The 13,960-nt window shown below is 37.2% G+C and carries 14 protein-coding genes and 1 pseudogene; 9 read left to right on the top strand and 6 right to left on the bottom strand.

The window, feature by feature from the left end:
• Nucleotides 1-4: 4 nt before the first annotated feature.
• A complete protein-coding gene (locus PLANO_RS08110; protein WP_038703966.1) occupies nt 5-739 on the bottom strand; it encodes a Bax inhibitor-1/YccA family protein in 735 nt (244 codons plus the stop codon).
• A 208-nt stretch (nt 740-947) separates the two neighbouring features.
• On the bottom strand, nt 948-1,700 hold the full coding sequence (locus tag PLANO_RS08105) for a GDSL-type esterase/lipase family protein (protein WP_038703965.1): 753 nt from the start codon (nt 1,698-1,700) through the stop codon (nt 948-950).
• Between the two features lie 201 nt (nt 1,701-1,901).
• On the opposite strand from PLANO_RS08105, the gene PLANO_RS08100 reads away from it, so the two are divergent.
• The 6 genes from PLANO_RS08100 (at nt 1,902) to PLANO_RS08075 (ending at nt 8,763) form a co-directional block, all read left to right on the top strand.
• A complete protein-coding gene (locus PLANO_RS08100; RefSeq protein WP_038703964.1) occupies nt 1,902-2,885 on the top strand; it encodes a ketoacyl-ACP synthase III in 984 nt (327 codons plus the stop codon).
• Between the two features lie 316 nt (nt 2,886-3,201).
• On the top strand, nt 3,202-3,525 hold the full coding sequence (locus tag PLANO_RS08095; protein ID WP_038703963.1) for an IDEAL domain-containing protein: 324 nt from the start codon (nt 3,202-3,204) through the stop codon (nt 3,523-3,525).
• 376 nt (nt 3,526-3,901) lie between these two features.
• Nucleotides 3,902-4,930 carry an ABC transporter substrate-binding protein gene (locus tag PLANO_RS08090; RefSeq protein WP_038703962.1) on the top strand — a complete coding sequence of 343 codons (1,029 nt, stop codon included), beginning with the start codon at nt 3,902-3,904 and terminating at the stop codon, nt 4,928-4,930.
• A gap of 35 nt (nt 4,931-4,965) precedes the next feature.
• Complete coding sequence (locus PLANO_RS08085; RefSeq protein WP_038703961.1) at nt 4,966-6,708, top strand: ABC transporter permease; 1,743 nt, start codon at nt 4,966-4,968, stop codon at nt 6,706-6,708.
• Nucleotides 6,705-7,775, top strand: coding sequence for an ABC transporter ATP-binding protein (locus PLANO_RS08080; RefSeq protein WP_038703960.1), 1,071 nt, complete (start codon nt 6,705-6,707; stop codon nt 7,773-7,775). The genes PLANO_RS08085 and PLANO_RS08080 overlap by 4 nt, the downstream gene beginning before the upstream one ends.
• Before the next feature lie 184 nt (nt 7,776-7,959).
• A complete protein-coding gene (locus PLANO_RS08075; protein ID WP_038703959.1) occupies nt 7,960-8,763 on the top strand; it encodes a metallophosphoesterase in 804 nt (267 codons plus the stop codon).
• A gap of 49 nt (nt 8,764-8,812) precedes the next feature.
• On the opposite strand, the pseudogene PLANO_RS08070 reads toward PLANO_RS08075, so the two are convergent.
• A pseudogene (locus tag PLANO_RS08070) lies at nt 8,813-9,118 on the bottom strand (monooxygenase).
• Nucleotides 9,119-9,202: 84 nt separating this feature from the next.
• On the bottom strand, nt 9,203-10,177 hold the full coding sequence (locus PLANO_RS08065; RefSeq protein WP_038703958.1) for a proline dehydrogenase family protein: 975 nt from the start codon (nt 10,175-10,177) through the stop codon (nt 9,203-9,205).
• 329 nt (nt 10,178-10,506) lie between these two features.
• On the opposite strand from PLANO_RS08065, the gene PLANO_RS08060 reads away from it, so the two are divergent.
• The 3 genes from PLANO_RS08060 to PLANO_RS08050 are packed head-to-tail and all read left to right on the top strand — an operon-like array spanning nt 10,507 to nt 12,316.
• Entirely contained in the window at nt 10,507-11,061 is a 555-nt protein-coding gene (locus PLANO_RS08060) for a GNAT family N-acetyltransferase (protein ID WP_038703957.1), read from the top strand.
• Complete coding sequence (locus tag PLANO_RS08055) at nt 11,058-11,768, top strand: class I SAM-dependent methyltransferase (RefSeq protein WP_038703956.1); 711 nt, start codon at nt 11,058-11,060, stop codon at nt 11,766-11,768. The genes PLANO_RS08060 and PLANO_RS08055 overlap by 4 nt, the downstream gene beginning before the upstream one ends.
• Before the next feature lie 11 nt (nt 11,769-11,779).
• Nucleotides 11,780-12,316: a hypothetical protein gene (locus tag PLANO_RS08050; protein ID WP_038703955.1), complete on the top strand. Its 537-nt coding sequence runs from the start codon at nt 11,780-11,782 to the stop codon at nt 12,314-12,316.
• A gap of 55 nt (nt 12,317-12,371) precedes the next feature.
• Here PLANO_RS08050 and PLANO_RS16090 read toward each other — a convergent pair whose 3' ends face one another.
• Together PLANO_RS16090 and aceA are read right to left on the bottom strand one after the other, a co-directional pair.
• A complete protein-coding gene (locus PLANO_RS16090; protein ID WP_197053078.1) occupies nt 12,372-12,500 on the bottom strand; it encodes a YhfH family protein in 129 nt (42 codons plus the stop codon).
• Nucleotides 12,501-12,576: 76 nt separating this feature from the next.
• Nucleotides 12,577-13,869: an isocitrate lyase gene (gene aceA / locus PLANO_RS08045; protein ID WP_038703954.1), complete on the bottom strand. Its 1,293-nt coding sequence runs from the start codon at nt 13,867-13,869 to the stop codon at nt 12,577-12,579.
• Between the last annotated feature and the right edge of the window lie 91 nt (nt 13,870-13,960).

The raw sequence follows: 13,960 nt of genomic DNA, 5'->3' as shown, positions 1-13,960 counted from the left end.
CTGATTATCTACTACGAATTTTCGATAACAACCGAAGAATTTCAAGATACAACCAAACCAATGTGACAAGCAAACCGAAAGCACCATACCACTCAAAGTATTTTGGAACTTGCTTTTCAGCAGCATTTTCAATAAAGTCAAAATCCAAAACCAAATTCAGCGCAGCTACAATAACGATAATTACGCTAATCCCAATGCCTATAGGTGAAGAATCGTGAAGGAACGGAATTTCAAAGCCAAAAAATCCGCCAATAAACGAAATCACATAAACCAAGAAAATAGCACCAGTAGCTGCCGCAACACCGAGTCTAAAGTTTTGCGTAACTTTGATCAGACCTGACTTATAAACAAGCAATAAACTTAGTAGTACGCCTATCGTAATGAGAACAGCTTGAAAGACAATTCCGCCGTACTGAACTTCGTATTGCGCAGAGACTGCCCCAAGGAACAAACCTTCTAACAACGCATAGATGGGCGCTGTAAATGGCGACACTTTAGGCACAAAAATCGTAATCAATCCTGCAATTAGTCCACCAATCGCACCTACGAGAAGTAAGGGCAGTACACCACTAGGACTAGTGACAAATTGATTCCAGGAATAGACAAACGTCACGAGCAGCAGTAAGAGAAGGATAAATGTTTTGTTGACAGTGCCTTGGATGGTCATACTTTGACCAGTCGCAGTACCTTTAAAATTTTCGAACGTTTCGGTCTTTAAACTTGGATTTCCACTTCTCAACTCAAATCACCTCATACATTATTTCAATCATATATAAGTATATCTTTTTATTGTTGAGAAATACATACTGAACAAACTCTCGCAGAAATGTACGGGAATCTGATTACTATCTTTTTGCTGGTAGTAAATACACTCTTTCGAATTGGAAAAACTTTAAACCATTTAAAAGCTGTAGCCTCTTTAAAACGAGCTACAGCTTTTATTTATTTCAGTGAGCAATATATTCGTAGTAAAGAACTTCCAAGCCGATTTCAGCAAGCTTTTGCTGTCCAGCATTTGTAGGATGAATATCTTGCGGAGTGACAAATTCAGACTGGTGATTATTAAAAGCACTATAGGCGTCAACTACGGTAACGTCATTAAAGTTAGCCGCTATCCCTGTGAAAGCAGCGTTGATTTGTGGTAAGTAAGGAGCTACTACATAATGCAGTGGATCAGTTACTTGGAATGGATTATAAATATTGTACAGAATAATTGGGGCATGTGAGAGAAAACGTATTTTTTGAATGCTAGCAGCAAGATTATCAAAAGCGGGACTAGTAGCCAGTTTTTGTTGAATTAATTGTTGAAACTGCTGAGGATTTCCTCCACTTTCAACGTTAGCTTCTTTTAAAATTTCTACTAAATCGTTTCCGCCGATTGTCAGCGTAATGTAATCAGCATGTTGAATAGCTTTCTGATACTTTTTGCTGGTGTTTAATGTAGCGAGTAGATCCTCCGTTTGCCAACCTGCAACTCCTAGGTTACGTACACGTAAATTGGCATCATCGCCGATTAGATAGGGAAATGCAGCTTTAGCAGGATGATTATTTTTTTGGTTCAAATTATAACCAAAAGTTATAGAATCACCCAATGCGACGAGAGATTCTTTACCTTGATTATTTTCAGCTAAAACGGATGGAGCCCCAAGAGAAAAAACGAGCAAAACAGCAACAATGAGCATTTTCAAAAGTTTCTTCACACAATCAACTCCTTGTATTTTTTTGTTCATTATAATATAAATAAACTATTTTGTCTGTATATTTAGTTAATTAAAAGAATTTTTAAATAGGACGTAATATTTTTATAACTTGAAAAAAAATACGATAACTCGCTTTATTAGTACCTAATGCTAATAGTTGGTGGTAGAATAGTGAGAGTATAATAAGAGGAGGCGCTTTAACTGAACACTTCAAGAGCTCGAATTACAGCTATCGGTTCATATGTACCTGAAAAGAAGCTGACAAATCACGATTTAGAAAAATTAGTGGAAACAAATGATGAATGGATCGTCCAACGGACTGGTATAAAAGAACGTAGAATGGCTCTTGCTACTGAATTTACGAGTGATATTAGTGTGAAAGCTGTGGAAAATTTAGTAGAGCGCTTTGGTATGTCATTAGATGATGTAGATATGATTATCGCCTGTACAATGACACCTGATTTTAAAACGCCGAGTGTTTCTGCTCTTGTTCAAGCAAAACTTGGCATTAAAAATACGGGGGCGATTGATTTAAATGCAGCTTGCTCTGGATTTGCATACGGACTTCATATTGCAAATGGCCTAATTACTTCAGGATTAAACAAAAAGATTTTAGTCATAGGAGCAGAAACCTTTTCTAAAATTTTGGATTATAGTGATCGTTCAACATGCATCTTATTTGGGGACGGCGGGGGAGCTGTTCTTGTAGAATTTGATGAAGAAAATCCAAGTTTTATTGAGTCGCATATGGGTACTAATGGAGAACTGGCTCATAATCTTTACTGTACAGATCTTTCCCAACAAATGTTTGGAAATGAATTGGCGGTAAATGGTTTCGTCAATCAAAACGGACGTGAAGTTTATAAATGGGCTGTGAATACCGTTCCTAAAGGAGTGGTAGCATTATTAGAAAAGGCTCAATACGAGACAAAGGATGTAGACTGGTTTATACCACATAGTGCTAACCTTCGAATTATTGAATCGATTTGCAATAGAACTGGACTTTCACTTGGACAAACAATTTATAGTCTCGAGTATTATGGTAATACTTCAGCAGCCTCAATTCCGTTATCATTGGTTAAAGGTTTAGAAGAAGGTAAGCTTAAGCCGAATGATACATTGCTTCTCTACGGATTTGGCGGAGGCTTAACGCACGCTGGAATGTTAATCAAATGGTCGATATAATATAAAAATACAACATTTCACCATAGCTACAACCTCTCTAATCCTTAACTGGAAAGAGAGGTTGTTTTTGATTTTATACGAATTTAACATATCTCGAATATGAGGCATATAAATTGAGTTTCTAAGAGTAGAGACGTAACATTAACTTAAGTCAGAAGTTTAGTGAAGAATTTTACAAAGGGTAAGGCGATTTCTTCTTTTAATTAGTGGCTTATGACGTTTGCGAGTGTTTGATAAGGGAAACAGTAATAAGAATCGAACATTCGATAGTGTTCAGTATGTAACAACAAAAATAATGTAAAGTAGGTGTATAGATATGGGTACGAATAAAACGATTTTAAAAATAAGTGATTGGGTAAAAGGGAAGTCACGCCATGACGAATTGATCATTGGGTTCATCGATTCCTTAGATATTCTTAAAGAAGCTGTCAATGTAACGGTTGTAGAAAGTGACAATGAGGAAATGATTGGCATGACCATTCCAATGTCTATACATCAAGTTGATAGTATTCCAGAATCCGCAAATAAAGATGTAGCACAACTTAGTTTCTTGATTGATTTGGCACTAGCCACTGATGATAAAGAGTGGTTTCAGGAGCTTTCGTCTCAACTAAATGAAAAAAAGCAAGCTATTAACTAAAAATAATAACTCATTTACTAAAAAAAAATAATAAGATCACGCACTTTAACCCACTAGCTTTTTTAATCAGAAGTTGTGGATTAAAGTGCTTTTTGTATAGTTTCAGATTGTATATTTAAAATAAAACGACATTAAGTATTTTTGAAAACCAAATAGTATAAAAATTTATATTTGACCTTGCTAGCTAGGCAATTTATAGTTACTTTATAAGACAATAAGTATGTAAAGTTTCCAAAAGATGAATAGTTTTGTGGATTACAATAATATTTTTTAATAATAGCTTAACAATAGCTTCATATAGTAGCGTTATACTTTTAAAGAGTCCTTAAATAACAATCTCTTTAATGGCCGATACAAAACATAAGGAGGAAATGATATGAAGAAAATCTTTTTTGGTTCGGCATCATTAGGCCTAGCAACATTACTTGCTGCTTGTGGCGGTGGAGAAGGTGATTCCTATTCAAATACTTCGAAAGAAGGAGAAGGAGTATCAGGTACACTGGATTTCTACACATCACAGCCGGATGCAGATGCGCAAGGATTAGTTGATGCGTTTAAAAAACTAAATCCAGAAGTTGAGATTAGTATTTTCCGTTCAGGTACAGAAGAGGTAGTATCAAAAATCCAAGCTGAAAATCAAGGTGGTAATATTCAGGCTGATGTACTATTAGTTGCAGATTCTGTAACGTTTGAGAATTTTAAAGCAGAAGAATTATTGCTAAGTTATAAATCACCAGAAGCAGAATCAATGGATGATGCTTTTGTCGACCCCGATGGAACTTATGCGGGCACAAAAATTATGGCAACCGGAATGATCGTCAATACGAACGAAGTGTCCGATATGCCGGATAGTTGGAGCAGTTTAACTGATGCTGCGACGAAAGGACAGTCAGTGATGCCAAGCCCATTATATTCTGGTGCTGCTGCCTATAATTTAGGTGTTATTACGCGTCAAGATGAATTGGGTTGGGAATTTTACGAAGCACTTAGCGCTAACGATGTGATGATCACACAAGGCAACGGGGCAGTTTTAGAAAGTGTGGCAACTGGCGAAAAAAATTATGGCATGATCGTAGATTTTTTAGCAGCTCGTGCTAAAAATGAAGGATCTCCAGTTGAATTGATTTATCCGAAAGAAGGAGTTCCAGTTATTACTGAACCAGTTGGGATACTCGCTAATACTGAAAATGAAGACGCATCAAAAGCATTTGTCGACTTTATCCTCTCGGAAGAAGGCCAACAATTAGCTTCTGATCAAGGCTATACGCCGATTCGTGAAGGTGTCGAAGCTCCGGAAGGGCTAAAAACATTAGATGAAATGACAATTTTAAGTGCTGAAGCGACTGAATTGTTAGAAACTCGTAACGATGATAAAGCTAAGTTTGGGAAGATTTTTGGAGAGTAAAAAAAAGCTGGATTTCGATGTGAGGAGTTAGTTATATGACAGCAAAACCGCCAATGGCAGAAGAGAGAAAAAAGAGGGACACCTCTTTTTCTCTCTTTTTTCAAAGTAAGAATATGTATAAGGTAATTGGATTACTTGTAATTTTTTTGTTTTTTTTATTACCGGTACTGCGACTTGTTTGGTTGAGTTTCGTAGATGATGGGTCACTAACCATGCAGTATTACACAGAAGTACTAAGAGAACCAGCAACATGGAAAACAGTGAAAAACACCTTGATCGTCGTTGCAGGTTCTACATTACTTGCATTGGTACTTGGAATCTTGTTTTCTTGGATAGTCGCATATGTCGAATTAAGTGGAAAACGTGCAATGCAGCTATTTATTTTTCTGCCATTTGTAATCCCATCTTATATTACAACATTAGCTTGGACACAGTTTTTCAGTGCATCTGGTCCAGTGACAGCGATGCTTTCATGGTTACCAGGTGATCTGCAAGCACCGAATTTATACAGTATCGGTGGTATTATTCTGCTTCTTGGAATTTCGCATTATCCACTTGTGTATTTATTTACAGTAAACGTTTTCCGGAAAATTCCTCGTGAATTAGAAGAGGCAGCTGCCACTAGTGGCTTGTCGAAAAAACGAACGTTTTGGAAAGTGGTCCTTCCACTTGCGCTTCCCGGGATTGCAAGTGGAGGCTTGATTGCCTTTTTATCAAATCTTGATAATTTTGGAATTCCAGCTTTTTTAGGAACTCCTGCAAACATTCGTGTATTGAGTACGTATATTTATGAGCAAGTGGTCGGATTCGGTCCAACTGCATTTTCTCGTGCTGCTGTGTTGTCCGTTATACTTGGACTAATAGCGTTGATGGGAACCTTACTGCAATGGTTTTTGCTACGCCGCAGTCGCGTTAATGAAACAAATAGAAGTGATTCATCGCCACGTATTTATTTGTCAGCGGGTAAACAAAAGCTTCTTGAAGTCTCGTTATGGGTATTCTTATTAGTGACGAGTTTGATGCCGCTCATTACAATGGGCGCATTATCGCTAATCTCTGCTTATGGTGTTCCATTCAAATTAGAAAACTTATCACTCCGAAATTATGAATATGTATTTTTAACGGATTCAAAACCATTATCTGCTTTGTCGAATAGTTTACAACTCGCCATCTTTACAATGCTCGTCTGTTTAGTAATCGGAACCGCAGTCGCTTATTTACGCTTTAAATATCCAGACTGGAGTACGAAAACAGCAGAATTGTTTATGACTATTCCTTATGCACTGCCGGGAACTGTGTTTGCCCTTTGTATGATTTTTATGTGGCTCGAACCTATACCAGGATGGAATCCTGGTATCTACGGAACAGTGTGGATCTTATTTATCGCTTATGTCACACGTTTTCTCGTGTTGCAAGTTAGAGGGAGTTATACGGCGTTGTTGCAAATTGATCCTTCAATGGAAGAGGCAGCACGAACTTCTGGCGCAACCGGTTGGGTAAAATGGCGTCGTATTTTATTGCCTTTATTGTTTCCTGGAATTATCAGTGGCGCGTTACTTGTATTTTTAATGGCGCTTACAGAATTGACGGTATCGAGTTTATTATGGTCGTCTGGATCTGAAACAGTTGGAGTAGTTATTTTTGGTTATGAACAAGCTGGTTACTCAACTTATTCGACAGCTTTTTCAACTATACTCGTGCTGGGCATATTGTTCGGTGGCAGTTTGTTTATGCTACTAAGTAAAATTTGGGATAGAAAGGTGTTGAAAAGTAAATGATTAAAGTAAATAATGTATCGAAAAAATACGGTTCTTTTACTGCGCTTCATGCGATTGATTTGGAGATCGGTGAAGGTGAATTTATCGCAGTACTTGGACCTTCAGGATGCGGAAAAACGACTTTACTTAAATTATTAGCCGGATTTATGGGACCGACTGATGGAACAATTGAAATGGATAATCTGATGCTCGCTTCAAAAAAACGAGTATTGCCACCTGAAAAACGCAATATCGGCATGGTGTTTCAATCGTTTGCACTGTGGCCACATATGACGGTTGCAGAACACGTAAAATTTCCACTCAGCTATCATCCCAATAAAATTAAAGAAGGTAAAAAAGAGCTTCAACAACGTATTAATGAAGTGTTAAAGCTTGTTGGGTTAGACTCTATGGCTGAGAGATATCCCTCAGAGCTGTCTGGTGGTCAAAAGCAACGTGTAGCCTTAGCACGTGCTATCGCACCTTTACCCAATTTGCTGTTAATGGACGAGCCTTTAAGTGCGCTAGACGTTGAGTTGCGTATGGAGATGCGTAAAGAAATTCAAAAACTGCACCGAGAAACAAAAGCTTCGATCGTTTTTGTAACGCATGACCAAGGAGAAGCATTGGCTATTGCTGATAAAATTGTCGTAATGAATCAAGGTCGCATTGAACAAATTGCACCTCCTGAAGTACTTTATACACGCCCTGAAACTGAATTTGTAGCTACGTTTGTTGGTAAATGCAATTTGGTTAAAGGCGAGTGGCAAAACAAACAATTTATTCCAGCGATAGATTCAAAAAATGTATGGCCTGATCTTGGTGTGACAGCTAGTTTTAAGGAAAGTGGTATATATCCTGTGCGTCCTGAACAGTTTCAACTTCTTCCACCAGAACAAGCTGGGCTACAAGGTATTGTGACTTTTGTTCAATACCAAGGACATGAAATACATTACACAGTCGAGGTCGAGGAAGAAACTTGGACGATTCACGAATCAGTATTTACCACACGGTTTACGACAGGAGATCTCGTCAGTATCTCCTTGAAAAACGCACCCGTTCAAACAGAATCGCTTATCACAACTTAATAAAAACGTTGATAAAAGAGAAATGTGAATCATTATACATTTCTCTTTTTTATGAAATATTTCAGCTTCTACTCTTAAAAGACTGAAAAATCAGTTATAATAAATATGTAACGAATATTGCGTTATAAAATATCGGTAGCTATAAATACATTGTCTAGTATGCTTCTCATAGGAGGAATGCCCAGTGAAAATCGCTGTTTTATCTGATATTCATGAAGGATTAAACCGAAAAAAAACTGAGACTGATATACTATTGCTTTTAAGGGACAGTTTAATCCAACATGCTCCGGATATTTATATTATGTGCGGAGATATGGCGGCTGGTCCTGAGAAAAGCTTAAATTTATTGAATCAATTGCAAAACGAATTACCGAATATACAAATTTTATATGTTCACGGAAATCACGATATTTACCATGAAGATTCTACTGTAGCTTATGATCAATTGCTTAAGTTTAAAGGCAATTTAGGGAGAGGACCAATAGAGCTAAACAAAGAATGGGTCGTCGTTGGGGATGGAGGTTGGTACGATTATTCATTGGGTTCACCTGAATTTACTGAAGAGGAATTTGAGATCGGTCGGTGTAGTAATTTTACGTGGCCAGATAAACTTCATGCTCATTGGCCAGAGAAAGACAAAGAAGTCACTGAAAAATATATTACAAGGCTTGAACAGTGGTTACTAGAACATCAAGGGAAAAACATTATTTTAGTTAATCATTTTGTTCCATTTGAGCATTTTATCCAAATTAAAAATGAACCTACGTGGGATTTTTTTAATGCCATGATGGGAAGTTCGCGGCTTGGCAATTTAGCTGAAAAATATGGTGTCAAAAAAATGATTTTTGGCCATACGCATTCACGCTATCACGAGGAATATAAAGGCATTGAGTGTATTTGCAATCCGCTTGGTCATTATCCAAATGAATGGGTACTCGACTCGCCTAAAGAAGAAATTTATACTGCGATGAAAATTATTGAGATTTAATGCGTTAACGTAAGAAAACCTGCAAACCTAATAAGGCATGCAGGTTTTCTTACGTTATAGGACCATGATTAATAGCTGTCAAAGTGGAATTGACTGCAAAGATTTTGCCATTCACATTTGTAATTCCAAACTCGGCTAATCTTACTGAGTGCATATGCAAATATTTTTCTGCAGTTTCTGCAGTTTCAAATAAATAAATGCCACCAGCTTCTTTAGTGGTCGTGTTTTCTGTCCAAACCTTCCATATAAAGCCTTCTTCTTTGTTAATGCTTTAGGCTAGCTCGTTAAAAGCTGTTGCCATTTCATCTCCAAAAGGACCACCCATCGGAAAATCTACTTGCAATATATAAGACATTTAGCTGCTCCTTTCTAATGAGAAAAGTAACGTACTTGTTTAGAGTAAGTACGCTACTATATTATAGGCTCACCTAGAAGATCTTTATGACTTTTTGCTTGTTAAACGACCGAGTAAAAATGCACCTGCAACTACACCTAATGCTGTATTTGTTTTTTTCGTAAATATTTGTTTAACAACTAAGTTTAAGTTTTGTGGACGTTCTGCCAGTCTACGCATGAAATAACCATACCAATCTGTTCCAAAAGGAATATACGTACAGAAATTATAACCTTGTGCTGCAAGTTCAAGTTGCATTTCTTTACGGAATCCATAAAGCATTTGGAATTCAAATTTGTCATTTGGAATGTTATGATCAACGACAAATTGCTTTACATGATTAATCACGTTGTGATCGTGTGTTGCAATCGAAGTAAACTTACCATGCAACAAATGGTACTCAATTAATTCGATATAATTCGCATCGATTTCTTCTTTTGTTTGGTAAGCAACTTCTTCAGGCTCTTTGTATGCACCTTTTACGATTCGTAAACGGTAATTGCTATATTTTTTAATGTCTTCTTGAGCTCTTAAAAAGTATGATTGTATTACTGTACCAATGTTGTCATAGTCTTTAGATAATTCTTCCATCAAGTCAAATGAAGGTTGTAGACGGTCATAGTTTTCCATATCGATATTGATAAAAATATCATACTTAAATGCTTTATCAACAATTTCTTTAATATTTTCAAAACAGAAATCATAATCGATATCAAGACCTAATTGTGAAGGCTTTAACGAGATATGAGCATCAACCTTATGCTGATGAATTGCATCAACAACACCCAAAATCTGATTTTTTGCTTCTAATGCTTCAGCTTTATCGTGAACAAATTCACCAAGATTATCAATCGTGCAGCTAATACCATGAGCATTTAATTCTTTAATGCTGTCAATCGCTTCTTCAATATTAGTTCCCGCAACAACGCTGTGAGCTCCAAGCTTGAAACCGTAGTTTTGAGCAGCTTTATTTAAAAGTTGGTTTTCTGAAAGGTGGATAAAGAAGTTTTTTACGATCATTTTTTATTGCCCCAATCTTCTCTGTATTTTATAACGGAACAAACTGTTGAAGAATTAGTAAACTTCAACATATGTAGAATAAAGATGTAGAATAAAGATGTAGACGCAAAATTTTTTTGCATTAATAATTATCCCTATCTATAATAATGCAAAAAAATAATGCATATTGCAATCATTATTTTCGATATTTAATGATTAATCGTTTTATTTATTAACTAATGTCTTTAAAAGTGACAATTACGTGTACAGTTTTGAAAAATGCCGAAATTTGGTAATATAATAAGAGGGATATTGATCACACTAGTTAATCAAAAAAAGGGGGAGGGACATTGACACACTATCTTTTTGTATCAAAGAGACTAGGGTTTAGACGCTGGCAACAAATGGACAGGGAAAAATTTGCGGTTATGTCTAGTGACAAGGAAGTAATGCGTTACTTTCCTGAAACAATGACCGAAAACCAATCGGCTCAACTTATTGATCGCTTCGAAAAGCATATGGATGATAATGGGTATTCGATGTGGGCAGTAGAACGAAAAGAAGACGAGGCGTTTATTGGTTTTATTGGCTTCCTTGAAATTACGATAGATATTGAGGGGAAAGGTTCAGCTGAAATAGGCTGGCGTTTAGACAAGCGATTTTGGAAAAAAGGCTATGCAACAGAAGGGGCAAAGGCTTGTCTTGCATATGCGTTTGATACATTAAACATGAAACATGTGTATTCTTTTACAGCATCTATCAATAAGCCTTCTGAAGCAGTGATGAAAAGAATTGGCATGAACAAAGTTGGAGAGTTTGATCACGCTAAGCTAAAAAAGAACAGCCCACTTGAGCGACACGTATTGTATAAAATAGATCGGCCTATGATAGGGGAGAAAGTATGAAAAAACAAATAGTTGATGTGTTTAATGAACTGGCAGGCATCTATAAAAAAATGGAGGATACGAATAATTTATACAATACACAATACGAAAGACCGGCAATGATGGACCTAGTACCAAAAGAGTTAGCCGGTTTACATATTCTCGATGCAGGCTGTTCTGCAGGGTGGTATTCTGAGCAATTCGTGCAAAGAGGTGCGCAAGTAACAGCGGTTGATATTAGTCCAGAAATGGTCATTCAAACGCAGTATTTATTAGGAGATAAAGCTCATGTGATTTGTCTAGATTTAGAAGATAACTTGCCTTTTCAAGACGACAGTTTTGATCTTATCGTTAGTTCATTAACTCTACATTACATAAAAGAGTGGGAGGGGACATTAAAAGAACTCTCCCGAGTATTAAAATATGGAGGTAGTTTACATTTGTCAATTCATCATCCGCTAACAGACCTTCAGTTACTCGAAGACGTCGATTATTTTAACACGGAACTGATTGTGGACTCGTGGAATAAAGAAGGACAGACTTATCGTGTGCCTTTTTTCCGCAGATCTTTAAGCGAAGTTTTTGATTCACTACTAATTCATTTTTCAATCGAACAAGTAATTGAACCAAAACCAACAGAGCTGTTTAAAAATCTAGCACCTGAACAATACACAAAGTTAATGAAGAGTCCGAATTTCCTGATTTTAAAAGCGAAGAAAAACAAGTGAGGAAGGTGTTAATGAAGATAGCCAAAAAGTTTACACTTCTATTATTTTTGATATTGCTCATGTTAGGTGCTTGTACAACTCCTGAATTCGAGCCTTATAAAGGAAGAAGTTTAACAGTTGCAGTGCTAGGTACATCACCAGAAGTTAACGAAAAACAAATCGATTTTGAAGAAATTTCATTTGGCAAATTCACGACAGACGAATTAAAAAAATACGATGCAGTTTTTATAACAATAGAAAAGCTTTCACAAGCTGCCGAAAGTCAATATTCATCTACTTATTTAGAGTCGCATATCCCATTCTTTTTCATTGAATCGAATAAGGGTGAATACCCATTTATCGATTCAAATTTAGCATATGAAGAGGCAAGGGAAATTCCCTATCATAATTATTACGCAACAGGTTTTCTAGAAACGACGGAAAATGTTCGAAAAACTTGGACATTTGACTTGTATAATGATGAAGTGAATGAGGAAAATATTAAAGAATTATTCTCAAGAATTTTCAAGACGATAGAAGAAAATCCAGGCAATGCACTGTTAGATTAAAACCCATAAGAAAAAAACACAAGCCACTCAATTTTGAGTGGCTTGTGTTTTTGCTTTATTCGTCTTGATTGCACATGCAGCGTTCGCATTCGTAAATGATTGACTGCTGTTGCTCTTTTATTTCGCATCCGCACTCGCGGCATTCTTTCATTGAGCGTTTCTCAAACGTTTTTGTCGTTTTCATAAGGATCTCCTCCAGTAAGTTAGTTTTAGTTTTGAATGCCGTGGCGTGGAATAGAAGCTAGTCATATCAGTGTCGATTAGTTCGTTGTGGTAAATTGAGCGGTTTCTGTTGAACCTTTCATAGCAGTTGTTGAACTTGTCCCACCAGAAACAATTTGAGAGATTTCGTCAAAGTAACTCGTACCGACTTCACGCTGATGACGTGTCGCTGTATAGCCTTTTGATTCATTAGCGAACTCAGCTTGTTGCAGTTTCGAGTAAGCGGCCATGCCGTGATCTTTGTAGTCGTGAGCCAGTTCGAACATGCTGTGATTTAATGTATGGAAACCAGCCAGCGTAACGAATTGGAATTTATAGCCCATTTTTCCAAGTTCAACTTGGAATTTTGCAATCGTTTCTTCATCAAGCTTCGCTTTCCAGTTAAATGACGGTGAACAATTATAAGCGAGCAATTTGCCAGGAAATTCTGCATGAATTGCATCTGCAAACTGTTGTGCTTCTTCCAAGTTTGGATGAGACGTTTCACACCAGACAAGATCTGCATAAGGCGCGTAAGCTAAACCGCGCGCAATGGCTTGGTCGATACCAGGATTTGTCCGGTAAAAGCCTTCAGGTGTGCGTTCACCAGTAATAAATTTATGGTCACGCGGATCAATGTCGCTAGTGATTAAGTCAGCTGCATCAGCATCTGTCCGAGCGATGATTAAAGTGGGTACGCCAAGTACATCTGCTGCTAATCGAGCAGAAACTAGATTTCTTACAGCATTTTGAGTTGGCAACAATACTTTGCCACCTAAATGTCCGCATTTCTTTTCAGATGCTAATTGATCTTCAAAGTGAACGCCAGCAGCGCCAGCTTCAATCATAGCTTTCATCAATTCATAGACGTTCAATGGGCCGCCAAATCCAGCTTCAGCATCTGCAACAATTGGTGCAAACCAATCAAAACCTTCAGTTCCTTCAACACCATCAATTTGATCAGCACGTTGAAGCGCTTGGTTAATTTTCTTAACAACATCAGGGACTGAATTGACAGGGTATAAGCTTTGGTCAGGATACATTTGACCTGCAGAGTTGGCATCTGCAGCTACTTGCCAGCCGCTCAAGTAAATGGCTTTTAATCCAGCTTTTACTTGTTGAACAGCTTGGTTACCTGTCAGAGCACCTAACGCATTCACAAAATCCTCTTCATGAATCGAGCGGAATAAACGCTCTGCGCCTTTTCTTGCTAAAGTATGCTCGATTCGTACAGAACCGCGAAGTTTTACAACCTCTTCTGCTGTATACATACGTTCAATGCCGTTCCAGCGACTGTCATTTTCCCAACTAGTATTCAATTCCTCAATTTGTTGAAGTTTGCTTGCGACCATGTCATCCATCCCTTTCTGATTAAAAAATTTACTTGAAAAACTGTATTAATACAGTTTGTTTTCTTGTTAATTAATATATAACAGAGTGGTG

This window comes from Planococcus sp. PAMC 21323, from assembly GCF_000785555.1.
Taxonomy (GTDB): domain Bacteria; phylum Bacillota; class Bacilli; order Bacillales_A; family Planococcaceae; genus Planococcus.
Note: the sequence above shows the minus strand (reverse complement) of the source record. Positions and strands in the feature narration are given on the sequence as shown.

What these genes read in the sequence shown, in the direction of transcription:
- PLANO_RS08095 (WP_038703963.1), top strand. Translation starts at nt 3,202, where the DNA reads ATGGGTACGAATAAAACGATTTTAAAAATAAGTGATTGGGTAAAAGGG.
- PLANO_RS08090 (WP_038703962.1), top strand. Translation starts at nt 3,902, where the DNA reads ATGAAGAAAATCTTTTTTGGTTCGGCATCATTAGGCCTAGCAACATTA.
- PLANO_RS08085 (WP_038703961.1), top strand. Translation starts at nt 4,966, where the DNA reads ATGACAGCAAAACCGCCAATGGCAGAAGAGAGAAAAAAGAGGGACACC.
- PLANO_RS08080 (WP_038703960.1), top strand. Translation starts at nt 6,705, where the DNA reads ATGATTAAAGTAAATAATGTATCGAAAAAATACGGTTCTTTTACTGCG.
- PLANO_RS08065 (WP_038703958.1), bottom strand. Translation starts at nt 10,177, where the DNA reads ATGATCGTAAAAAACTTCTTTATCCACCTTTCAGAAAACCAACTTTTA.
- PLANO_RS08055 (WP_038703956.1), top strand. Translation starts at nt 11,058, where the DNA reads ATGAAAAAACAAATAGTTGATGTGTTTAATGAACTGGCAGGCATCTAT.
- PLANO_RS08050 (WP_038703955.1), top strand. Translation starts at nt 11,780, where the DNA reads ATGAAGATAGCCAAAAAGTTTACACTTCTATTATTTTTGATATTGCTC.
- PLANO_RS16090 (WP_197053078.1), bottom strand. Translation starts at nt 12,500, where the DNA reads ATGAAAACGACAAAAACGTTTGAGAAACGCTCAATGAAAGAATGCCGC.
- aceA (WP_038703954.1), bottom strand. Translation starts at nt 13,869, where the DNA reads ATGGTCGCAAGCAAACTTCAACAAATTGAGGAATTGAATACTAGTTGG.